This window comes from Candidatus Protofrankia datiscae (assembly GCF_000177615.2).
In the GTDB taxonomy this organism is placed as follows: Bacteria; Actinomycetota; Actinomycetes; order Frankiales; family Frankiaceae; genus Protofrankia; species Protofrankia coriariae.
In genome coordinates this window covers 4154511-4176734 of sequence record NC_015656.1, presented here as the reverse complement: position 1 = coordinate 4176734, position 22224 = coordinate 4154511, and the positions used below count along the sequence as shown (strand labels likewise).

Genomic DNA, 22224 nt, shown 5'->3' with positions numbered 1-22224 from the left:
CGATTCTGGAACATCAAGAAGGATGCTTCCATGACGGCGCGTGATCAGGAAAGCGTGATGCGAGCTCCGCCTCGACGCTTGTCCGGCGCTCATCCGGCCACGCCCGCCGCTGTGCCGCCCTTCGACGCCATGTCGGCAGGCATGACCCCGCCTGCCTGACTGGTCGGCTTCCTGCCTCGACCCGTGCCCCGCGGAACACGCCCCCCGGCAGCCGGAAGGCGTCGCTACCGGAGGGTGGGCTGGGCCGTGGCGTCGAGTTGGTCGAGCAGACGCACGATGTTCTCCGCCGGGACGGGGGTCCAGTCCCAGACGTCCACGCCTACGTTGATCTGCCGGTCGTTGACCTGCCAGGCGTCGTGCACGTGCCCGCACAGCAGCGGCCGGCCGTCGTTCTCGGGGCGGCGGTCGGCATAGCGGTCCTGCTCCGTGTGGTCGCCGTAGTACGGAAAGTGCGCCAGCGTGACGAGATGCTCGCCGACGCGGTGGTCCCGCACGACTCCGCCGGCATGGACGTGGGCGAAACCCGCGTCGATGTAACGCTGGACCTGACCGGTGTGCCGGCGGTGCCCGGACCAGCAGGCATCGTGATTTCCCGCAACGAGGATCTTGCGGCCGTTCAGTTCGGCGACCGGGCCGAGTTTCGTCGGTGTCAGGGAGACATCCCCGAGTACCCACACCGTGTCCTCGGGCGCCACGACGGCATTCCACCGCCGCACCAGGCCGGCGTTCATCGCCTCGACGTCGGGCCAGGGGCGGGAGGCATAAGCCAGAATGTTCGTGTGGCCGAAGTGGAGATCAGCCGTGTACCACGTCGTCACAGCTTTCCTCTCCTGCACTGTTCATGTTGTCGGAATCAGTTCCCTGTTTCTGGAGCCGACGTTTCGCCGAGTGGTCGTCCGTCCGCCGGCCGTAATACTGTGGGCGGACATGCCGCGGGCAGTCGGCGTTGTCGCCGGGCATCGACCGGTCACAGCGAGCAGGCCGATCATAGCGAACGCCGGTCGGCGCGGCCACGGGTCGTCCGGCGGCGGGCCGGGATTTCAGCGGGGAGTTTCACCACTGCCTCCTTCCTCGCTGGCTTCAGGCATCGGTTACGTCGTCGGGGGATTCGGGCCGGACGACGCCGGGGCTGTCGTCGGTGTCCGGGCCGGGTTTCGGGGGGCGTCCGCGGCGCGGCATACGCTCGACGTTCCCGGGCAGCCGTCCGGCCTCCGACAGGGACCGGCGCAGCAGGAACTCGATCTGCGCGTTGGTGCTGCGCAGTTCGGCGGAGGCCCAGCGGGCGAGCGCGTCGTGCACGGCGGGATCCAGCCGCAGCAGGACCTTCTTCCGCTCCGTCACCTGTCTGTCAGTGGTAGAGCGAGCCGGTGTTCACCACCGGCTGCGTGGACTGCTCGCTGCACAGGACGACCAGCAGGTTGCTCACCATGGTCGCCCTGCGTTCGTCGTCCAGCGTCACGACGTCCTGTGCCTCGAGCCGGGCGAGAGCGAGTTCGACCATGCCGACCGCCCCTTCGACGATCCGCTGGCGGGCGGCCACCACGGCACCGGCCTGCTGGCGGCGCAGCATGGCATGGGCGATCTCGGGGGCGTAGGCCAGGCGGGTGATACGCGACTCGACGATCCCCACCCCGGCGGACGCCACCCGCGCGGCGATCTCCTCGGAGAGCCTGCCCGTGATCTCGGCGGCGTTGTCCCGCAACGAGAGGACGGCGTCGCCGTGGTTGTCGTACGGGTAGCTGGTGGCGATGTGCCGCACCGCGGTCTCGGCCTGGATGTCGACGAACTTGACGAAGCTGTCCACCTCGTAGACGGCCCGTGCGGTGTCCCGCACCTGCCAGACCACCACGGCCGCGATCTCGATCGGGTTGCCGTCCGCGTCGTTGACCTTGACTGACGCGGTCTCGTGGTTGCGGATCCTGGTCGAGACCTTGCGGCGTCTCGAAAACGGGTTCACCCAGCGCAGGCCGGTCGTGCGGATCGTCCCGGTGTAGCGGCCGAACAGGGACACCACGCGCGCCTGGCCGGGCGCGACGGCGGTCAGGCCGAACAGCGTCACCAGGCCGCCGAGGACGAGCAGACCGCCGATCACGATCAGCACCACGCCTCCGGCGAGGCCGGGGCCGGTGAACGCCGTCACCAGCAGCACCCCGCCCGCGATGCCGCCGGGTCCGAGCACTAACACCACCGCCAGGCTCAGACCGAGTGCGGCCCAGCCGGACCTCCCGTTCATGGACCGCTCCTGGACCCGCGTCGCGGGTTCCCACGTGACCCCGTCAGTGCTCATGGCCGCTCCCCCTCGTGCGCCGTAGTCGCCGCCGCTGCCATCGACAGGCAGAAAGCTATCATAATGATATCACTTTTTGACGGAGAGATGACCACAAGAGGGCCGAACGAAGAACAGCGAGAGGCGGGGGAGAGTGGCGCCGGCTCAGGGCCAGTCGATGCCGTCGATGAGTTCCGCAGCGCTGACCTGGAGCAGGTCGCTCTGCCCGGTCTCGTCATACTTGCCGTCGACGAGCTGCCAGATCCGCACGGTCCGGTGCAGGGGGTCGGCGACGATCAGCTCGTCCACCCCGTGTGCGGCATAAAAATCGATCTTCGCGTAGGTCTCGTCGTCCGGAGAGACGACCTCGATGGCCACGGCGGCGGTGGGCAGAAACACCCCGCTGGGCCGCCCGCGGTGCAGACCGCCGTCGGGGACCCGGTAGTTGTCGTGGCGGCCGAGATTGAACGGGCCCGTGCCCACCAGCCCGGCGGCGCGCGCGCGAGGGAGCAGCAGAGCGTTCAGCTCGTAGTCGACACGGCCGTGTTCCGCGGATGGTCCTGGTGCCACGTGATATTCCCCGTCCCACACTTCGTCGAAGGTGTCCTGCCCGAGTGCCTGGCGTCGGGCGATGAACTCGTCGAGAACATGCGGGCGTTCGCCGAGGATCACAGTGCGCACGTCGAAATCATCTCCCAGGTCGGGCTGTCCCAGCTCGGGTTGTTTCCCTGCGACCTTGTGTTCCTGATCAATGATAGATCGACGCCACACCACGATCCATCAGGGTCTTCCGGGGCGCCGCATGTGCTACGACATATGCCAACATGCCAGCGCATGTGGCGCCCCGGAGAGGTACGGGATGGATTCCAGTGGTCGGTCAGTGGGCCGTGTTGCCGTTGCCGCGGCGGCGTGCGGCGGGGTTGGTCAGGGACGGCGGCTGGTAGCCGGCGTCCTCCGGGTTGATCGTCGTACCCGGCGGGACGATCTCGTCGATACGGTCCAGCACGTCCGGGGAGAGCGTCACCTTGGCGGCGTCGAGCTGGGACTCGAGCTGTTCGAGGGTCCGCGGGCCGATGATCGCCGAGGTGACGGCGGGATGCTCCAGGACGAAGGCGAGAGCCAGGTGGATCAGGGACAGCCCGGCCTCCTGAGCCAGCAGGGTCAGCTGCTCGACCGCCTCGAGCTTGGCGACGTTCGCCGGCCGGCTCAGGTCGAACCGGCCCGGGACGCGGGTGCTGCGGTGCGACACCGGCGTTTCGACGCCCTTGCGGTAGCGGCCGGACAGCCACCCGCCGGCCAGCGGGCTCCACGGGATCACCGCCAGGCCGTAGCGTTGCGCTACCGGCAGGACCTCCCGCTCGATGCCCCGGGCCAGGATCGAGTAGGGCGGCTGCTCGGACACGACGCGCTCACGCCCGCGGCGCTCGGCGATCCACTGCCCCTCGACGATGTCCGACGGCTCGAAGGTCGACGTCCCGATATAGCGGATCTTTCCCTGGTGGACGAGGTCGCTGAGAGCGCCGAGGGTCTCGTCGAAGTCGGTGCCCGGTTCGGGGCGGTGGACCTGGTAGAGGTCGATCCAGTCGGTCCGCAGCCGGCGCAGGCTGTTCTCGACCTCGAGGGCGATCCACCGCCGGGAGTTGCCGCGGTGGTTGGGCCGGTCACTCATCACCCCGTGGAACTTCGTCGCGAGCACCACCTCGTCGCGGCGGCCACCGGCGAGGGCCCTGCCGACGATCTCCTCGGACTCGCCCTGCGAGTAGACGTCCGCGGTGTCGATGACGTTGATGCCCGCGTCGAGCGCGCGGTGAATGATCGCGATGCTCTCGTCATGGTCGGGATTGCCCCAGGCGCCGAACATCATGGCCCCGAGTGTCAGCGGACTGACCTGGACTCCGGTGCGTCCGAAAGGGCGAAGCGACACGTGCCCCACTCTCCTCGTGAGATCGACTCTCCGTTGCGACACAGCCCCCACCGCATCTGCACCCAACCGATCGGAAGGGACGGTAATTCCTGCTCAGAGGGGTAGCTGGTCCAGGGCGCGGAAGATGCGTTCGGCTGATATCGGGTAGGCGGTGCGCAGGGTCTGGGCGAACAGGCCGACGCGCAGTTCCTCGATCATCCAGCGGATCCGCTGGAGTTCCTCGCCGTGCGGGCCGTCCGGCGGTGTCCGGTCGAGCAGCCGCTGGTGCTCCAGCGTCACCTGCTCGACCTGCAGCATGCGCTGCCGGTCGCGGTCCGGGTCGGACGGGAGCTTCTCCAGCCGCCGTTCGATCGCGGCCAGGTAGCGGGCGATGTCGGGCAGCCGCTGCCAGCCGGTGGCGCTGACGAAACCCGGATAGACCAGCCCCGAGAGCTGGGAGCGGATGTCGTCCAGCGCCGGTGCCAGCGCGGCGAGGCCGGCGTTCGCCCCCGCCCGCCGGGCGGGCTCCCGCGACCGTCCCGGCTGCGGCTGTGGTTGCACGCGTGCCTGCCAGTCGGCCAGCTGCCCGGAGACGGTGTGCGCCGTGGCGAGGATGCGCTCAACCTTCGTCACCACGTCGAACGCGGTCTCGTCCAGGTCGGCCTGGACGATGCCCCGCAGTTTGGCGAACCCGTCGGCGTCCCACCCGGGCCCGCCGCCGGCCGCGATCAGCTTGTCGGCGGCGCAGGCGACGCAGTCGTCGAGCAGCTCGACGACGCCGTGGTACGGATGATGGCTCAGCGTCAGCTTGGCGGTGTTGCTCAGCCGCGCGTTGATCTGTTTGATCGGGGACGGCATGTTCAGCAGCAGCAGGCGCCGCGTGCCCAGCCACATGGCCTGGCGTGCCTCGGCCTCGGTGGCGAACACGCGGATCGCCACGCTGCGCCCCTGGTCCAGCAGCGCGGGGTATGCCCGCGCCGGCCGGCCGGGGCCGGGATGCTGCCGTTCCACGAGCTGCGGGAGCGCGTCGAAGTCCCAGGTTCGCAGGCCGTCGCGCTCGACGCCGTCGGCCACGGCGCAGACCGCCGCGCGCATCGTCGGGGCCAGCTGGTCGACGAGCGCGGCCAGGTCCTTGCCTTCGGCGAGGGTGCGCTGCTCCTCGTCCACCACCCGAAATGTGATCTTGAGATGGTCGGCTACCCGGTCGAGCTGCCAGGACTCCCGCGGCACCGCCACACCGGTGAGACGGTCGAGTTCGCGTTCCAGCACGGCGAGCAGCGGCCCGTCCGCCGGGGTCACCGCCGCCAGCACCCGCGCGGCGTAGTCCGGTGCCGGCACGAAGCTGCGCCGGATCTGCTTGGGCAGCGAGCGGATCAGCGCGGTCACCAGCTCCGCCCGCAGGCCCGGCACCTGCCAGTCGAAACCGTCGGCGCTCACCTGGTTGAGCAGCGGCAGCGGGATGCGCACGGTCACCCCGTCGGCGTCCGTGCCGGGCGCGAACTGGTAGGACAGCGCCAGCGTGAGCTCCCCGTGCCGCCAGGCGTCGGGGTAGTCGCGTTCGTCGACGCCGTCCGCGCCGGCCCTGACGAGCATGGACGCGGAGAACGCCAGCAGGTCCGGCTGGGAGCGGCGGGCCTTCTTCCACCAGCTGTCGAAATGGCGGCCGGAGACGACGTCGGCGGGGAGCCGCTGGTCGTAGAAGTCGAACAGGGTGTCGTCGTCGACGACGATGTCGCGCCGGCGCGCCCGGTGCTCAAGCTCCTCGACGTCGTCGAGCAGCCTGCGGTTGTCGTGGAAGAACGCGTGGTGCGTCTGCCAGTCGCCCTCCACCAGGGCGTGGCGGATGAACAGGTCCCGGCACAGGGCGGGGTCGATCGCGGAGTAGTTCACCCGGCGGGAGGTCACCAGCGGCAGCCCGTACAGGGTCACCTTCTCGAAGGCGACCACGGCGGCCTGTTTCTTCTCCCAGTGCGGTTCGCTGTAGGTGCGTTTCACCAGGTGCGGCGCGAGTGCCTCGGCCCATTCCGGTTCGATGCGCGCGACGGTCCGCGCCCACAGCCGGGACGTCTCGACGAGTTCGGCGGCCACCAGCCAGCGCGGCGGCTTCCGGAACAGCGCGGAGCCCGGGAAGACCGCGAACCGGGAGCCCCGCGCCCCCTGGTACTCCTGCTTGTCGGCGTCCCTGACACCGATGTGGGACAGCAGGCCGGCGAGCAGCGCCAGGTGGATGTTCTGCGGGTCGGCCGGGGTGCTGCCGACGGGTATTCCGAGGCTTTTCACGATCTGGCGCAGCTGGCCGTGGACGTCCTGCCACTCCCGTACCCGCAGGTAGTTCAGGAAGTCGGCCCGGCACAGCCTGCGGAACTGGTTGCCGGACAGCTGCTCCTGCTGTTCCCGCAGGTATTCCCACATGTTGAGGTAGGCGAGGAAGTCGGACTGCCGGTCGGTGAAGCGGCCGTGTTTCTCCGCGGCGGCCTGCTGCGCGTCGACGGGACGCTCCCGCGGATCTTGGATGGACAGCGCGGACGCGATGACCATGACCTCGCGGACGCACCCGTTGTCGCCGGCCGCCAGCACCATGCGGGCCAGCCGGGGGTCGAGGGGAATCTGCGCCAGTTTGCGCCCCAGCGGGGTCAGCCGCATCCGCGCACCGGCCCGGTCCGGCGCCGCCGGCTTTCCCGATTGTTCCGGTGCGCTCGCCGTCTCGACGGCGCCGAGCTCCCGTAGCAGGAGCACACCGTCGGAGATGCTGCGCGAGTCGGGCGGGTCGATGAAGGGAAAGTCCGCCATGTCACCCAGCCCCAGCGCGGTCATCTGCAGGATGACGGAGGCGAGGTTGGTACGCAGGATCTCCGGGTCGGTGAACCGTGGGCGCGCGTCGAAGTCGTCCTCGGAGTACAGCCGGATGCAGATCCCGTCGGCGACCCGCCCGCAGCGCCCCCTGCGCTGGTTCGCGGACGCCTGCGAGATCGCCTCGATCGGCAGCCGCTGCACCTTCGTCCGGTTGCTGTAGCGGGAGACGCGGGCCAGGCCCGGGTCGACGACGTACCTGATGCCCGGGACGGTCAGCGACGTCTCCGCGACGTTGGTGGCGAGCACGATCCGGCGTCCGGAGTGGGGCTGGAACACCCGGTGCTGTTCGGCGGCTGACAGCCGCGCGTACAACGGCACGATCTCGGTGTTCGGCAGCTGCCTCTTCGCCAGGACGTCGGCGGTGTCCCGGATCTCCCGTTCGCCGCTGAGAAAGACCAGGATGTCGCCGGGCCCGGCCGCGCACAGTTCGTCCACGGCGGAGGTGATCGCTTCCGGCAGATCACGCTCGATCATCGCACCCGGGCCGTCGCCGTCGCCGGTGCCGGGGCTGGCGCCGGCGTCGATGCCGGCCGGCACGACCAGCGGCCGGTAGCGGACCTCCACCGGGAAGGTGCGGCCGGTGACCTCGATCACCGGCGCGTCCCCGAAGTGGCGGGCGAAACGCTGCGGGTCGATCGTCGCCGAGGTGATGACGACCTTCAGGTCGGGCCGGCGCGGCAGGAGCTGCCGCAGGTAGCCCAGGATGAAGTCGATGTTGAGGCTGCGTTCGTGGGCCTCGTCGACGATCAGCGTGTCGTACTGGGAGAGCAGCCGGTCGGTCTGGATCTCGGCCAGCAGGATGCCGTCCGTCATCAGTTTGATCAGGCTGTTGTCACCGACCTCGTCGGTGAACCGCACCTTGTAGCCGACGGTCGCGCCCGGCCGGGCGTCCGGGCCGTCGAGCTCCTCGGCGACGCGTTCGGCGACCGCGCGGGCGGCCAGGCGCCGTGGCTGGGTGTGACCGATCAGCCCGCGTACTCCCCGGCCGAGCTCCAGGCAGATCTTCGGCAGCTGCGTTGTCTTGCCGGAGCCGGTCTCACCGGCGAGGATCACCACCTGGTGGTCGCGGATCGCGGCGCGGATGTCGTCCCTGCGCTGGCTGACCGGCAGGTCCGGGGGATAGGTGATCGGCGGCACGGCCGCCAGCCGCCGTTGTACGCGCAGCGTCGCCGCCTCGACGTCGGCGGCGATCTCGGCGGCCACCGCCGCGCGGGCCTGGGGGTTGCGTATCCTGCGCGCGCCGTCGACGCGGCGTTGCAGGCGGCGCTGGTCACGAACCATCAGATCGGGCAGGCGTTCGGCCAGCTCAGCGAGCGGAGGCATCAGAAGACAGCGTCCAACAGAGTACGGAGAGTGGGCAAGGGGGCGCGAGCATCGGCCGGAAGGCCGGCCGTCCGCCGCCCCCCGGCATTCCCGGTGTCATGACCTACTATCCCGCACAGCGGGAGCAGATAAGGCGGGGCGGCCTGGGTAGGACGTCCGGCGATGGACGTATCCGAGACACCCGGGGCGACGGATGTCACTGTCCGCGGCGATCCGTTCGGGCCGCTGCCGGTGGCCAGCGTGGTCCTCGACCGGCTGGGCACGGTGGTCCGGTGGAGCCGGGCCGCCGAGCGGATGGTCGGCCGTGCCGCCGCGGACGTGCTCGGCCGTCCGGCCACCGCGCTGCTGCACCGGTCGGTGGACGGCACGGCGGTACGTGCCGAGGCCGAGCGGTGCCGGGCCGACGGCGGCTGGGGCGGGCGGCTGCCCACCGTGCACGCGGACGGTCACCGCATGAACCTCTACGCGCGGGTCTGTCCGATGTTCGGCCCGGACGACGGCGTGAGCTGGCTCGTGCTCGCCTCCGACGACGCGCAGATGCCCTGGTGGATGGTGGACCAGCTGATGCTGGGCGGCATGCTCGCCCAGTCGCCGATCGGCATGGCCCTGCTGGACGAGGAGCTGCGGTACAGGTGGCTGAACGACGCGCTGGCGCGTTCCGGCGGCGTGTCGCGCAACGCCCGCCTCGGCCGGCGACTGAGTGAGCTGATGCCGGGCCTGCCCACCGAGCAGATCGAGGAACGGATGCGCGAGGTGCTCCGGACCGGAGTGCCAATCATGAATTTCGAGTACCACGGCCGGACGGTCGCCGACCCCCATCGGGAGCACGCCTACTCCACCTCCTTCTTCCGGCTGGACGACTCGGCCGGGCGGGTCATGGGGGTGTGCTACATCGTCGTCGACGTCACCGACCGCTGGCGGGCGCAGCAGCGGCTGGCTCTGCTCAACGACGCCAGCGCGCGGATCGGCAGCAGCCTCGACGTCATGCGTATCACCCAGGACCTGGCGGACGTGGCGGTGCCGCGCCTCGCCGACTTCGTCGTCGTCGATCTGCTGGAGTCGGTCCTGCGGGGTGAGGAACCGGCGCAGCCCGTCACCGGCAGGTCCCGGATCCGGCGGGCGGGGCAACAGTCGGTGCTCCCGGGATGCCCGGAGTCGGTCGCGAGGACCGGGGACGTCGTCCAGCCGTCGTTCCCCGCCGCCCGCTGTCTGACCGACGGCAGGCCCGTGCTGGAACCGGTGCTGGATGCCGCGACGAACCCGTGGATCGTGCTGGACAGGCCCCGGCTGGCGAAGATCCGCCGGTTCGGCTTCCGGTCGCTGATGGTGGTTCCGATCCGGACCCGGGGTGTTGTCATGGGAGTGGCCACGTTCGTCCGGCGGGTGCGTCCGGATCCGTTCGACGAGGACGACCTGCTCATCGCGCAGGAGTTCGCCTCCCGGGCCGCGGTGTGGGTCGACAACGCCCGCCGTTACACCCGGGAACACGCCGCGGCCCTGACCCTGCAGCGCAGCCTGCTGCCGCACAGCCTGCCCGGGCAGACCGCCGTGGAGGTGGCGTCGCACTACCGGCCCGCGGACGAGAGCGCGGGCGTGGGCGGGGACTGGTTCGACGTGATCCCGTTGTCGGGTGCCCGGGTGGGCCTGGTCGTCGGGGATGTCGTGGGCCACGGGCTGCACGCGGCGGCGACCATGGGGCGGTTGCGCACCGCCGTGCACACCCTGGCCGGTCTCGATCTTCCCCCCGACGAGCTGCTGGCGCACCTGGATGATCTGGTCATCCGGCTCGCCGACGAGGAGGAGAGCGCCGCGGGCAACATCAGTACCGCCGTGCTGGGGGCCACCTGCGTCTTCGCGGTGTACGACCCGGTCAGCCGGCGCTGCACGCTGGCGAGGGCCGGCCATCCCCCGCCCGCGGTCGTCAGCCCCGGTGGGACGGTGGACTTCCTCGACCTGCCGGCGGGCCCGCCGCTGGGCCTTGGCGGCCTGCCGTTCGAGTCCGCCGAGCTGGAACTGGCGGAGGGCAGCCTGCTGGCCCTGTATACCGACGGGCTGGTCGAGGGCCGAGGCAACGACGTCGACGCCGGGCTCAGGCGGCTGTGCATGGCGCTGGGCGGCGCGGACCGCCCGCTGGAGGAGATCCGGGACGGGGTGATCAAGGAGCTGCTGCCCGACCGCCCCGAGGACGACGTCGCCTTCCTGCTTGCGCGCACCCACGCCCTGCGGGCGGAACGGGTCGCATCCTGGGACCTGCCCCTGGACCCGGCCGTGGTGGCGCTCGCCCGTGCCCACACGGCCCGGCAGCTGGTCGCCTGGGGGTGCGGCGAGGAGGTGCTCACCACCGAGCTCGTCGTCAGCGAACTGGTCACGAACGCGATCCGCTACGCCACCGAACCGATCCGGCTGCGTCTCATCCGGGACCGCACGCTGATCTGTGAGGTCTCCGACGGCAGCAGCACCTCGCCGCGCCTGCGGCACTCCCGCACCACCGACGAGGGCGGTCGGGGGCTGTTCCTGGTGGCGCAGTTCACCCAGCGGTGGGGCGCCAGGTACACGCCCAGGGGCAAGACCATCTGGGCCGAGCAGCCGCTGCGCTCGTTCGACACGGCTCTGCCGAGCTGGGGCGGCTTCTGGGACGCCCCGGTTTGACGCTCCGTAGGCTGGCCGTGGTCCTGGCTTCCCCCCGGGGCTCTGTCACACGGGCCGTCCGGCGGTTATCGTCCGTTTCCGTGTGCGATTCACCGCAGCTCGTGGGTTCGTCCGACATCGCTGCCGCGCTGGGCGTGACCCGTCAGGCCGTCGACCATCGGCTTCGGACCGATCCGCGTGCGCCCGCCCCGGCCGCGGTGGTGAACCGTACCGCGACCTGGGGTGGTACCCGGGTCTGGTGGCGCTCCGACATCGACCGCTGGCTCGGCGGCGCCGACCCCGACCGGTGGGCGCGGCGTCCCGGGCGGAGGTGACTTGTTTCGCGACCCTGTGGCCTGGCGGCGTGTTCCCGCCCGAGGTGGGGGACGATCCTGATGCGGCGGCCCGGCCTGTGCTGCGGCCGCTCGTCGAACTGGGCTACTGACCCGGCCGGGTCCCGTCAGCCGAGACTCGCCGCGAGCCGCCGGGCCACGGAGACGGTCGGGTCGGGCAGGGGAGCGTAGCCGATCGTCCGGGTGCTCAGCTGCCCCTGGGCGAGGGTGTAGGCGAGGTAGCTGCGCAGGAGTTCGGCGTTGCCGTTCCCCCGCGCGCAGACGATCGTGTACGTGACCGCGGATGCCGGGTAGGCGAGCGGGTCGTCCGGCGTGTAGTCGATCGGGAGCCGCAGGTCCCCGCGGTCGGACTGTCCCGCTGCCGCGCCGGCCGAGCTCAGCGCCGCGGCGACGCTGGTGCCGTTGGCCGTGACATATGTGCCGGACGTGGTCCGCAGCGCCGCCGTCGGCAGCCCCTGCTCAGCGGCGAAGGACAGTTCCACGTAGGTGATGCTGCCCGGGTTGTGTATGACGCTGGCCGTCACCGCGGCCGAGCCTGTGGCGGCAGCGGAACCGCCCGGCCAGGGCAGCTCCTTGCCGATCCCAAGGCGCCAGGACGCTCCCGCCGCCGCGCTGAGGTACCGGGAGAAGACATCGGTCGATCCGGAGGAGTCCTCGCGGTGTACGGGACGCACCGGTAGGGCGGGCAGGGCGCCGCCAGGGTTGTCCGCCGCTATCCGCGGGTCGTTCCAGGTGGTTATCCCGCCCTGGAAGATTCCCGCGGCCGTCGCCGGCGACAGCCGCAGGGAGTACACACCCGGCAGGTTGTAGATGAACACGAGGGCACCGCCGACGGCGGGAATGTGTAAAGCCTGCCCGGTCGGGGCCGATCCGGCTCCGACCGGTGGGGTACAGCGTTTGTTGGCGGCCTGTTGTTCCTGTTCTGTCAGAATGGCGTCGGAACCGGCGAAGTCCACGCTGCCGTCGATGAAGCGTTGAATACCCGCGCCCGATCCGATGGACTCGTACGTCACATGGGCGTCATGGCAGCGGATGGTGAAGTCACTGATCCACCGGGCCTGCAGGTTCTGCTGGAAGGTGGCGCCCGCGCCGGTCAGCTTACCCGCGGCACACTGCGGATCCGGGCTTGTCCCGGCGGCACGGTCCGGTCTCTGCGCCGTACAGGCCGCCAGAGTCAGGCAGAACACGGTGACGAGCAGCCGGACGGCCACCACCCGTGGCACCAGCCGCCCGGGTGTCAGCCGCGGACCGGGCGAGGACCGGCCGTGCGCCACCCGTCGTGGCCGCGTGCACCGCGTTGTGAACACGTCCGCCCCCCGACCTGCATTCTCGTGTATCTGGAACACGCGAATGCGGATGGTCGCAGTGGCCCGGAAACGTGACATCGTGCTCCGTGTGGACGGCCGGCGAATTGGAAGTGAACGCGGACGAAGGGCGGTGGGACACAGGCGGCCGGCGCGGGGCCGGTCGGCGATGTCGTTATTGTTCGCGGCATGCGGCGCACATCATCCCACCGCGTCCGATCCGTTCACCGTACTCATGGGATCCGTACTCACGAGATGCATCCCGACCAGGCCCGCCACGCTCGTCAGCACGCCCATCAGTGGGCTGGTCGGCTTTCGTATCGGATACTGACCGTCCCGCTGCTCACCGCGCTGGCGGCTCTGGGCGCTCTGCTGGTGGGCAACCTGCGACAGACACCGGTCGGCGTGACGTGCCCGGCGGATCAGCTGCTCGTGGTCGCGGCCACCGACATCGCCGACGCCGTCTCCACCCTGGCCGCCCGCTACACAGACGGCCCGGGCCGGGGGTGCACGGCCATCCGGGTCCAGGCACAGGAGCCCGCGGCCGTGGTCGAGGCCCTGGCCGGTGGGTGGGACACCGCACGGTACGGGGACCGTCCGGACGTGTGGATTCCCGACAGCTCGCTGTGGTCACGCCTGTTCGGCAGCAGCGGGTCGGCGACCGTTCGGCCGGACGGCGAAGCCGGTGGTACCGCCGCGCCTACCGGGCCGCCGCTGGCCTACTCGCCGCTGGTCCTCGCGCTGCCCGCCCCCATGGTCGACGCCCTGCACTGGGCGGAGCACCCACCCACCTGGGCCGACGTGCTGCGCGTGCTGAGCGCGGACCAGGGCTGGAGCGCCCTCGGGCAGCCGAGGTGGGGCCCGGTGCGCGTGGAGATGGCCGACCCGGCCCGGTCCACCTCCGCGCTCCAGGCGCTCATCGCCTGGACGGGCGCCGCCCGCGGCCTCGGCCAGGAGGACTATCTGCCCGCCGCCGCGGTGGACCAGCCATCGGTGGTGAACGTCCTGCGGAAGTTGCGCTCACGGGTCGGCGGGGCGCGGGCGGGCGCCGGGCCGATGTTCGTCATGAGCGAACAGGAGGTCTGGCGGCACAACCAGGGCGGGCCGGCCGTCCCGCTGACCGCCGTCTACCCCGCGGACGGAACACCCGTGTCCGACTATCCGTACCTGCCGCTGTATCCGGCGGGCACCGCGGCGGGGCGGCGTGCGGCCGCCGCGGGTTTCCTGCGTTTCCTGCGTGAGCCGGACTCGCAGACGTGGCTGGTCAGCCAGGCGTTCCGCTCGGGCCTGGGAGCCGAGGGCGCCCCGTTCGTCCCCGCCAACGGGCTGCGGGCGGACGGCGTCAGCGACCTCCTGCCGGCAACGGGCGCCGCCACCCTCAGCCGGCTCACCCAGGTCTGGAACTCCCTGCCGGCACCCGTTCGGTGACCGGATCGCCGGCGCGTGGCCGGCACGTATCGTCGGCGCGTGTCCGGCGGCCGCGGCGGACGTCGGTTACCCGGTCTCGGTCAGGGCGCGGGCGGCGGCGGCGGCCACGGCCGGCGTGAGGTCCGGATGGTCCAGCGGCGGCAGCAGCTCCCCGGCCCGGGCGTGCGCGGCCAGCGCCTCCACCGCGGCCAGGCGGGCCGCCGGGGTGATCCGGCGCTGGGTGGTGATCGCCGCGGTGAGCAGGCCGGGAAGGGCGTGCAGCGGGCGGGGAGCGGTCGTGGCGGCGGCGAGCGGCGGCGGGGTCTCGGGGCGGGTCCGCAGCAGCGGGACGCCCGGCGGCGGGGCCATCAGCCCGATCAGGTCGATGATCAGATCGATGCCGTCGGCGAGCTGGTGCAGCGGGGCGGTGCCGTAGGGCACCGGGTCGTAGAAGGTGAGGTCACCGATACCGGCGGCGATCAGCAGGCCGGACAGATCCCCGCCGCGGCCCGGATCCACCAGGACGACCCGGGCCCGGCGCGGGTCGATGGAACGCAGCCGCAGCGCGTTGACGGCCGCGGCGGTGGCGGCGACGGCGAGGCCGTCGTTGACGCTGTCCAACAGCAGATGGGGGACGGTGTCGAGCGCGGCGCGGGCGGCATGCACATGCTGGATGTGGGTGTGGACCAGGATGGTGGCCGCGAAGCCGGGGGCGAGCATGCGCACGGCCGCGGCGAGGTCGTCCGGGCCGTGGGCGGCGATGGGCAGCGGGAAGACGTCGAGACCGGTGGCCCGGTGCAGGTGGACCGCCTGGGACTCCACCGCGGGCAGGGCGGTTTCGGCCCGCAACGGCTCGAAGTCGAGCACGGCGCTGGCGTCGGTCACCAGGGCGACCCTACGTGACCGCCCGGTGTAGCGGTCGGTGTGCAGGGGGTGCTCGGCCAGGTGGGTGATCACGCGGCGGTCCGCGTCGGCGTCCAGCAGCGCGACGTCGTGGCCGGTGGCGGTGACCGCGCAGACCCGCTGGGCGAGCTTGCCGGTGGACGCGGCGAGGAAGACGAGGTCCTCGCTGTGCAGCAGGTCGGTGCCCAGGCGGTGCTGCAGGACGCTGCCCAGCCAGGTCAGGGTGTCCGTGCTGTCGGCGTCCAGGGTGATGTGGTGTATCTCGCCGCTGCCCGCTTCGTCCGCCTGGCAGGTGACGGCCCCCGGCGCGTCGGCGATGATCCCCTGGACCAGGGTCAGCGCCCGGGACGGCACACGGATCTGGATGCTGTACGCCGGATTGGCCCCGGGCAGGCCGGGGGTCAGCATGTTGTGATCATCGTGGTAGGGCGGAGCTCGCCTCGGCCTCGCGTAGCTCTGCCAGCAGTTCCTCACGCCCGGTCAGCATCTCGGTGAGGATCCGCCGCGCGGCCCGCATCAGTTCGGCCACGTCACCGCCGGCCAGCGCGTACACCACCGTCGAGCCGTCCCGGGTCGCGGTCACGATCCCGGATCTGCGCAGCACCGCCAGTTGCTGGGAGAGGTTCGACGGCTCCACCTCGATGGCCGCCAGCAGTTGACGCACCGGAGTCGGCCCGTCCGCCAGCAGCTCGAGCACCCGGATCCGTACCGGATGCCCCAGCATGCGGAAGAACTCTGCTTTCGCCTGGTAGAGCGGAACCTGTACCCCCACCGGACTCCCTTCAAGCCCGTCCACCGCGCCAGCATCCATTGCTGAAATTGAAGAACTTTGCAAGTGTACTGCCGGACGCCTTCACCCGCGCCGGATTCATCGGCCGCGGTGACTATCCGTTCCGGTGCTCGGACATGACGGCACGCAGCCGCTCGGTGTCGGCGTCGTCGAGGGCGAGGTGCCGGCGCGCCGCCTGGATGCTGACCAGTTGGTAGCTGGCCGTGGCCGTGGCCATCGCGTCGCCGTTCAGGCTGAGGATTTCGGCGCTGGCGTGGACGAGCCGGCGAGCGGGCCTGCCCTCGTCCTCGGCGCGGATCCGGGCCACGCAGTCGTAGGTCGTCCCGACGAGCAACGGCAGGATGTAGCGCACCTTCATGGTGGTGGTGAACGCCGTCAGACCGGTCCGCAGCACGATCAGGTTGCCCATGACCTCGTCGCACACCACCCCGGTCAGGCCGCCGTGCACGACCCCCGGGTACGACTCGTGGGCCCGCCCGAAACGGAAGCGGGCCTGTATCCCCTCCGGATGGGTCCGCAGCCGTAGCTGCAGGCCCTGCTCGTTGTGTGGCGAGCAGCCGAAACAGCGGTAGTCCGCCACCGCCGACCAGGGGACCTCGACCGCCTCACCGGGATGCTCGTCGGTCGGAAACTCCCCCGGCGGGCGGGGGATATCGATATCGACGGGTACGTCACCGGCGGTGTCGGCGGTTGGCATCCTGAAATCTCCCGTTCCCGTCACCCTGGTCGCCTTTTCTGGTTGACGCCGGTGAGCAGGTTACCAGGAATCGCGCGGCACTATCGGCCGAACGCGGGCCCGGATGGGCGGTGGGGCGGGCACCGGTGGCGGCCGGCCACGGTTCGCCGGGTTCTTTCACGGAATTGACGGGGAATTCACCCCCGCGTCGTCCGGAAGAGACCAGAGGAGACCGGAAGAGAGCTGCCTGCCGGCACGTCACTGCCCGTGCTCGAAGACGCGAGCATCCTCGTCCGCAAGCCGCGGGGGCGGAGCCGCCCCGCGCAGGCCGTATGGGACGGCTGGTGCCGGATTGTTGTCCGGGTGGCGTCTCGCGGACGCTGCCCGATCACCAGGAGTAGTCTCTACGCGTTCTTGATCCCGTATCTGCTCCCATCGGGCGCGCCGAATTTTCGATCTTCGTCAGCGTCTCCACGGTCGGCCGCGACGGGTCGGCTTCCGCCGCCGGCGAACCCGCTTCTTCGTCGATTGTCGGGTCCTGAATGTGGGCCGCAATACAACATCGATTTCTCTGGTGCGTTTGGTTCCCGCTGGGAGCGAACTGTTGTTGGGTTGGCAGTGCCCGACCTCTCGGCAGCCGGTACAAGTACAGGTAGATCATTAAACGAGAACACCGGAGCGTGGAATAGTCATGGACCGTTGGACCGCCGACGACATTCCCGACCAGAGCGGCCGGACCTTCATCGTGACCGGAGCCAACAGCGGGCTCGGTTACGTGACCACCCGTGAGTTGGCCCGCCGCGGCGCACATGTCATCCTGGCCGTGCGCGACGAGGCCAGGGGCGCCCAGGCGGTGGAGAAACTGCGCGCGGAGCAGCCGGAGGCGCGTCTGGAGGTACGCCGTCTCGACCTTTCGGACCTGGATTCGGTCAGCGCCTTTGCCAAGGGCGTCATCGCGGACGGGACGCGCGTCGACGTACTGGTCAACAACGCGGGGATCATGATGCCGCCGCGGTCACTCACCGCGCAGGGCTTCGAGCTGCAGTTCGGTGTCAACCACCTCGGGCACTTCGCGCTCACCGGGCTGCTCCTGGACACCCTGACGGCCAGCGGGAACGGGCGTGTCGTGACGGTCAGTTCCGCCCTGGTAACTAGTCAGGTAGTTTTTGATCTTGAGTTAGCTGATCGCGGGCATCCAGGGACGGCCCTCGGCAAGTTGGACGAGAGCGTCGAACAGGCTGATGCTGTGTTTGGTGGCGGTGGACAGGTAGCTGCGGATCGCGCAGAACTGGCGGGCGCCGGTGAGCGTGCGTAGGCAGCCGGATACCTTCTGCCGTAGTTTGATCATGCGGATGTCGCGTTCGGAGCCGTTGTTGTCCGCGGGAACCCGCCAGTCGCGGGTGAACCGAAGGTAGTCGGCTTCGCGGTCGACGAGCCGGCAGGCCAGGGCATGGCGGGCGGCCATGAGTTTCGTGCCGCGCGGCGAGGTCTGGCTGATCCCGATGTGAGCGGCGTGGCGCAGCTGCCGGGTCTGGGTGGCCGGTGCCTGCTCGTCGATGGTGACGCCGGTAGTGGCGGCGTCGACGGCGAGGCGGTGCAGGGCGACGAGCGCGTCGCCTGCCTGGGCGGCCCAGCACCAGGTTCCCGTCGGGGCCGCGTCGACGACGGCCTGTAGTTCGCGCAGCACGTGAGCGACGCACAGCTGGTGGGTGGCGCCGGTGTAGCTGTCGTAGGGGGCCCAGGCGTCGTGGACCACCACCCCACCGAAGGCGGGAAGCACCCCGAGGGCGTCGATCCCGCCGCTGCCGCGGGTGGCATGGCAGTCGATCAGCGTGTACTTGTCGGTGCGGGCGCAGTGCACCCAGTGCAGTTTCCCGGCGACCCGCAGCCCCGTCTCATCGGCCCCGATCACGTCGGCGGCGGCCAGCAGACCCCGGACGGTGTCACGGAAGCCGTCGAGTCCGGCGGCGGCACGGGCGGTCATCGCACCGACCGTGCCCGCCGAGATCGGGATCCCAACCAGCTCGGCCAGCGCGGTCGCGGTCCGCTCCTGCGACAGGAACTGACCGGAATACAGGTAGACCACCGCCGCGGCCACCCGCGGCCCGTACTGCACCGGCGCGTCCACCCCGGCCGGTGCCGCCGCCTTCGTCCGCGTCCCGCAGCCGCACTCCCGCTCGATGAGCTGATGTTCGACCACATGCGGACGTAGTTCGGGCAGGTCGAACACCTGCCGCCGTTCGGTCCGGGTCACAGGCCGGCCCGCAAGCCCCGCCCCGCACCCCGCACACGGCCCCGGCTCATGCCGCAGGCGCACATCAGGCTCAGCGAGCATCCGCAGCGTCGATCCCGGATGCCCGCCCTGCCCACCGGGCCTGCGGCCGGTCTTCTTCCGCAGCGACTTCGGTGGCGGTTTCGCCAGCCCGTCCGAACTCGGTGGCTTCGCCGAGTTCCGCGAGTTCTTCGCGACCTGAGCTTCCAGCTCGGCGATCCGCACCCGCGCCTGTTCCAACGCCGCAGCGGTCTCGACCAGCTGCGCCCGCAGACTCACCACCAGCGCCGCGAGCTCGTCATACGACGGCACCGGCGGCGACGCGGGCGGACCATCCGACACACCCGGACCCTACGGCCCGATCAACCACACAGCACCAACGACCCGGGCCTTCAGGCCATCGAGGAGTCCCAGCCAGCCGGGAAACCAAAAACAAACGATCTACCAGACCTGACCAGTTACCCGCCCTGCACCGATACGGCTCCATCCACTGGGACAACCTCGACGGCGGACGCCGGTACCTGCCGTTCACGTTCTATGCCCAGTCGAAATTCGCCAACATTCTCTTCGGCCTGGAACTGGACCGCCGGCTGCGGGTGGGCAGGGCGTCGGTACGAAGCCTCCTGTCCCATCCGGGTTATGCGGCCACGAACCTGCAGTCCACCGGGCCGACCGGTCTGCTCAATCGGACACTGAAACTCACCAACAGATTCCTCGCCACGGACGCCGAGACCGGAGCGTTGAACCAGTTGTACGCGGCCACCCATCCGGACGCCAAAAGCGGTCGGTTCATCGGCCCCGTGGTACGTGGCGCGGCCAAGGGCTCTCCCACGGTCGTCCAGCCTGTCAAAGGCGCCCTGGACAGTGCCACCGCGGAACGCCTCTGGAGTCTCTCCGAAGAACTCACCGGAGTCCGTTTCCAGCTCGCTTCCGCCACCTGATCCCCAAACGGGACATCGTTAACACCGTTTCCGCACAGAACAGCTTCGCCGGTCGGCCGGAGGCAGCGCGGCAGTAATTTCTCGCGCTGCCTCCGGTCTGGCTTTCCCGGTTCTCGCCGGCCCTGATGGGGATGCCGCGGATCAGAGCCGACGCCGTGGCCTGGCCCGGGACGCTGCCGCCCGGCCCGCCCGGCCTCCCCGGCCCGGCAGGTACCCGCCCGCGGACGACTGGCCGCTCATCTCCGGCCTGCTCGCCGGTACCGCTCGTCCGCGGATGATCGCCGGCCCGCGTCCCGGATGCTCACTCTTCCCTGGTTTGCCCTCTTGCGCCCCGTGCCGGCGTCCAGTACGTTCTTCTCGAATCGAGAAATTCTCTAGATGAGAAAAACCTGTGTGGGATGCCGGGCGTCCGGAGAGGAGCGGTCGATGGGGGTGGTGGAGTCCAGGGGCCCGTCGGTGCGGGCGGAGCGGGAGGTCCCAGCGGCGGAGCGGAGCCAGCTTGCCTCGTACGATCCGCGGGCCTACGACCCGATCGCGGTCACCGTCGACGTGGTCGCTTTTACGATTCGTGACAGGTCGGGTGCCCTGGGGGCCGATGGTCCGCTGGGCCGGCACGCTCTGCACGTCCTGCTGGTGCGTCGCGGGGAGATGCCGTACGCGGGCCGTTGGTCCCTGCCCGGCGGTTTCGTCCGTGCCCACACCGCCGCGGACGGCACCCGGCACGAGGAGGACCTGCCGCAGGCCGCCGTCCGCGAACTGGCGGAGGAGACCGGGCTCGCCGCGTCGGATGCCACCGCCACCGCCACCGTCCCGCACGACCTGGGACGGGTTCACCTCGAGCAGCTCGGCACCTACGGCACGCCCGGGCGTGACCCGCGTATGCGCGTCGTCTCCGTCGCCTACCTGGCCTTCGCGCCGGACCTGCCCGATCCCACCGCGGGTGGGGACGCCCGCGCGGCCGCCTGGGTCCCGGTCGACGCGGCCGCCGTGATCGACCCGCCCGAACTGGCGTTCGACCACACCCGCATCCTCGCCGACGGCCTTGAGCGAGCCCGCGCCAAACTCGAGTACACGCCGTTGGCGACCGCGTTCGCCGGTGAGCGGTTCACCATCACCGAACTGCGAGAGGTCTACGAGGCCGTGTGGGGGCGGCCCCTGCATCCCGGGAACTTCCACCGGAAGGTGCTGTCCGTGCCCGGTTTCGTCGAGGACACCGGCGCCACCACCGCCCACGGCGGTGCCCGGGGTGGACGTCGCGCTCGGCTCTACCGTGCCGGTACCGCCGGCCTGCTGCACCCCGCGCTGCTGCGCCCCACCCGGGAGCGGGACGCATGACAGCGGACTTCACGGGCTCGGTCCGGCCGTCGGGCGCGCCAGGCTCGCTGCCGCCGCCCATCCCGACCACGATCGACGAAGCCGTGCGGCTCATCCTGCGTGCCAGCGGCCCGTCAGCGCTGTTCGGGCGGGGCGGGGAGGCCTCGGGGACGGACTTACGCGCCGCCCGCCGCGCCTACCGGCGGCTGGCCCGCATGGTCCATCCCGACGCGGTCCCGGCCGACCGGCGGCTGGACGCCCAGGCCGCCTTCACCCGGCTGGGCCGCCTGTGGGAGCGGTACCAGCAGGAGATCGCCGGTGGGGCGGCGAGCGGCCGGGCTGTCGTCACCACTGGCAATCATGTCTACACGGTCGGTGGGGTGTATACCCGCGGTGATATCGCCACCCTGAGTGAGGTCACGTACACGGCTGGCGGTGCTGGCGGTACCGGCGGCGGCGATGGCGCGGTGGCCGGCGCGCTGTTGAAGATCCCGCGGTCGGCCACCGACAACGACCTGATGGAACGCGAGGCCGCGGCGCTGCGACAGCTGGCCGGCAGGGGGGAGAAACGGTTCGCCGCCTACGTCCCCCGTCTCGTCGAGACCTTCCGGCACCGCGACAGCGTCGGCGGCGAGTTACGCCGGGTGAACGTCATCGAGCGCGCCCACGGCTTCCGCTCGCTGGCCGAACTGCGTGCCGTGTGCCCGGACGGGCTCGACGCCCGCGACGTCGCGTGGATGTGGCGGCGGCTGCTCGTCGCCCTCGGGTACGCCCACCAGGCCGGGGTCGTGCACGGCGCCGTCGTGCCCGACCATGTGCTCGTCCACCCGGACGACCACGGCCTGGTACTCGTCGACTGGTGCTACTCGGTCATCACCGCCCTGGACGGCCCGGGTGGTGCCAGTGGCCCGGCTGGGCATGTGCCGGCGATGGTGGACCGCTTCGCCGACATGTACCCGCCGGAGGTCGCGGCCCGGCAGCCACCGAGCGCGGCCACCGACATCCACCTGGCGACGAAATGCATGACGTACCTGCTGCGTGACGACGTCCCCCGCCCGATCCTGCGGTTCGCCCGCGGGTGCACCCTGCCCGCCATGTCCCGTCGGCCGCGCGACGCCTGGCGTCTGCTCGGCGAGTTCGACGAACTGCTGGAACGGCTCTACGGCCCGCGCCGCTTCCGGCCGCTGCATGTCCCGGCCGCACCCCACGACACCGACGGGCCTCCCTGAAATCGCCGGTCACAGGCCCAGCAACAGTCTCGAATCCGCACTCGAACACGAACCGGAGGAAT

17 protein-coding genes and 1 pseudogene are annotated in these 22224 nt (G+C 70.8%); 7 read left to right on the top strand and 11 right to left on the bottom strand.

Features of this window, described 5'->3' with window-relative positions; genetic code table 11:
* Positions 1-224: 224 nt before the first annotated feature.
* From FSYMDG_RS23420 to hrpA, 6 genes are all read right to left on the bottom strand, one after another.
* Positions 225-818, bottom strand: coding sequence for a metallophosphoesterase family protein (locus FSYMDG_RS23420; protein ID WP_013874712.1), 594 nt, complete (start codon positions 816-818; stop codon positions 225-227).
* Positions 819-1080: 262 nt separating this feature from the next.
* Complete coding sequence (locus FSYMDG_RS17465) at positions 1081-1341, bottom strand: hypothetical protein (RefSeq protein ID WP_013874711.1); 261 nt, start codon at positions 1339-1341, stop codon at positions 1081-1083.
* 7 nt (positions 1342-1348) lie between these two features.
* Positions 1349-2287, bottom strand: a complete 939-nt coding sequence (locus tag FSYMDG_RS17460) for an SPFH domain-containing protein (protein WP_013874710.1) — start codon at positions 2285-2287, stop codon at positions 1349-1351.
* A gap of 144 nt (positions 2288-2431) precedes the next feature.
* Positions 2432-2947 (bottom strand): Uma2 family endonuclease, encoded by a 516-nt coding sequence (locus FSYMDG_RS17455; protein WP_013874709.1) that lies wholly within the window; start codon positions 2945-2947, stop codon positions 2432-2434.
* A 196-nt stretch (positions 2948-3143) separates the two neighbouring features.
* A complete protein-coding gene (locus tag FSYMDG_RS17450) occupies positions 3144-4190 on the bottom strand; it encodes an aldo/keto reductase (protein WP_013874708.1) in 1047 nt (348 codons plus the stop codon).
* Between the two features lie 93 nt (positions 4191-4283).
* Positions 4284-8345 (bottom strand): ATP-dependent RNA helicase HrpA, encoded by a 4062-nt coding sequence (gene hrpA / locus FSYMDG_RS17445; protein ID WP_013874707.1) that lies wholly within the window; start codon positions 8343-8345, stop codon positions 4284-4286.
* 162 nt (positions 8346-8507) lie between these two features.
* On the opposite strand from hrpA, the gene FSYMDG_RS17440 reads away from it, so the two are divergent.
* A complete protein-coding gene (locus FSYMDG_RS17440; protein ID WP_013874706.1) occupies positions 8508-10994 on the top strand; it encodes a SpoIIE family protein phosphatase in 2487 nt (828 codons plus the stop codon).
* A 101-nt stretch (positions 10995-11095) separates the two neighbouring features.
* The gene (locus FSYMDG_RS17435) at positions 11096-11308 is read left to right on the top strand and encodes a hypothetical protein (protein WP_371390134.1); all 213 of its coding nucleotides are present in this window, start codon (positions 11096-11098) and stop codon (positions 11306-11308) included.
* Between the two features lie 125 nt (positions 11309-11433).
* Here the strand turns inward: FSYMDG_RS17435 and pstS are convergent, their stop codons facing one another.
* Entirely contained in the window at positions 11434-12540 is a 1107-nt protein-coding gene (pstS, locus tag FSYMDG_RS17430) for a phosphate ABC transporter substrate-binding protein PstS (RefSeq protein ID WP_157491040.1), read from the bottom strand.
* A 345-nt stretch (positions 12541-12885) separates the two neighbouring features.
* Between pstS and FSYMDG_RS17425 the strand changes: the two genes are divergently transcribed.
* Complete coding sequence (locus FSYMDG_RS17425) at positions 12886-14058, top strand: substrate-binding domain-containing protein (RefSeq protein WP_013874703.1); 1173 nt, start codon at positions 12886-12888, stop codon at positions 14056-14058.
* 66 nt (positions 14059-14124) lie between these two features.
* Here FSYMDG_RS17425 and FSYMDG_RS17420 read toward each other — a convergent pair whose 3' ends face one another.
* The 3 genes from FSYMDG_RS17420 to FSYMDG_RS17410 form a co-directional block, all read right to left on the bottom strand.
* Positions 14125-15348: a hypothetical protein gene (locus FSYMDG_RS17420; RefSeq protein ID WP_013874702.1), complete on the bottom strand. Its 1224-nt coding sequence runs from the start codon at positions 15346-15348 to the stop codon at positions 14125-14127.
* A 7-nt stretch (positions 15349-15355) separates the two neighbouring features.
* Positions 15356-15712 carry an ArsR/SmtB family transcription factor gene (locus FSYMDG_RS17415; RefSeq protein WP_043603924.1) on the bottom strand — a complete coding sequence of 119 codons (357 nt, stop codon included), beginning with the start codon at positions 15710-15712 and terminating at the stop codon, positions 15356-15358.
* A gap of 112 nt (positions 15713-15824) precedes the next feature.
* Complete coding sequence (locus tag FSYMDG_RS17410; protein WP_013874700.1) at positions 15825-16427, bottom strand: PaaI family thioesterase; 603 nt, start codon at positions 16425-16427, stop codon at positions 15825-15827.
* Positions 16428-17097: 670 nt separating this feature from the next.
* On the opposite strand from FSYMDG_RS17410, the pseudogene FSYMDG_RS28750 reads away from it, so the two are divergent.
* Positions 17098-17550: pseudogene (locus tag FSYMDG_RS28750) on the top strand (SDR family NAD(P)-dependent oxidoreductase); the annotation flags it as partial.
* Between the two features lie 33 nt (positions 17551-17583).
* Here the strand turns inward: FSYMDG_RS28750 and tnpC are convergent.
* Positions 17584-19020, bottom strand: coding sequence for an IS66 family transposase (tnpC, locus tag FSYMDG_RS28745; protein WP_013872683.1), 1437 nt, complete (start codon positions 19018-19020; stop codon positions 17584-17586).
* A 254-nt stretch (positions 19021-19274) separates the two neighbouring features.
* Between tnpC and FSYMDG_RS17400 the strand changes: the two genes are divergently transcribed.
* The 3 genes from FSYMDG_RS17400 to FSYMDG_RS17390 all read left to right on the top strand — a co-directional run bounded on the left by FSYMDG_RS17400 (position 19275) and on the right by FSYMDG_RS17390 (position 22162).
* Positions 19275-19619, top strand: a complete 345-nt coding sequence (locus FSYMDG_RS17400; protein ID WP_050803578.1) for a hypothetical protein — start codon at positions 19275-19277, stop codon at positions 19617-19619.
* Positions 19620-20045: 426 nt separating this feature from the next.
* Entirely contained in the window at positions 20046-20954 is a 909-nt protein-coding gene (locus tag FSYMDG_RS17395) for an NUDIX hydrolase (RefSeq protein ID WP_013874699.1), read from the top strand.
* Positions 20951-22162, top strand: coding sequence for a molecular chaperone DnaJ (locus FSYMDG_RS17390; protein ID WP_013874698.1), 1212 nt, complete (start codon positions 20951-20953; stop codon positions 22160-22162). Before FSYMDG_RS17395 ends, FSYMDG_RS17390 begins: the two co-directional genes overlap by 4 nt.
* Positions 22163-22224 lie beyond the last annotated feature (62 nt).

Excerpts from the sequence above, each read along its gene's own strand:
- hrpA (WP_013874707.1), bottom strand. The coding sequence starts at position 8,345 with ATGCCTCCGCTCGCTGAGCTGGCCGAACGCCTGCCCGATCTGATGGTT.
- FSYMDG_RS17410 (WP_013874700.1), bottom strand. The coding sequence starts at position 16,427 with ATGCCAACCGCCGACACCGCCGGTGACGTACCCGTCGATATCGATATC.
- FSYMDG_RS17440 (WP_013874706.1), top strand. The coding sequence starts at position 8,508 with ATGGACGTATCCGAGACACCCGGGGCGACGGATGTCACTGTCCGCGGC.
- FSYMDG_RS17390 (WP_013874698.1), top strand. The coding sequence starts at position 20,951 with ATGACAGCGGACTTCACGGGCTCGGTCCGGCCGTCGGGCGCGCCAGGC.
- FSYMDG_RS17425 (WP_013874703.1), top strand. The coding sequence starts at position 12,886 with ATGCATCCCGACCAGGCCCGCCACGCTCGTCAGCACGCCCATCAGTGG.
- FSYMDG_RS17460 (WP_013874710.1), bottom strand. The coding sequence starts at position 2,287 with ATGAGCACTGACGGGGTCACGTGGGAACCCGCGACGCGGGTCCAGGAG.
- FSYMDG_RS17395 (WP_013874699.1), top strand. The coding sequence starts at position 20,046 with ATGGGGGTGGTGGAGTCCAGGGGCCCGTCGGTGCGGGCGGAGCGGGAG.
- FSYMDG_RS17420 (WP_013874702.1), bottom strand. The coding sequence starts at position 15,348 with ATGCTGACCCCCGGCCTGCCCGGGGCCAATCCGGCGTACAGCATCCAG.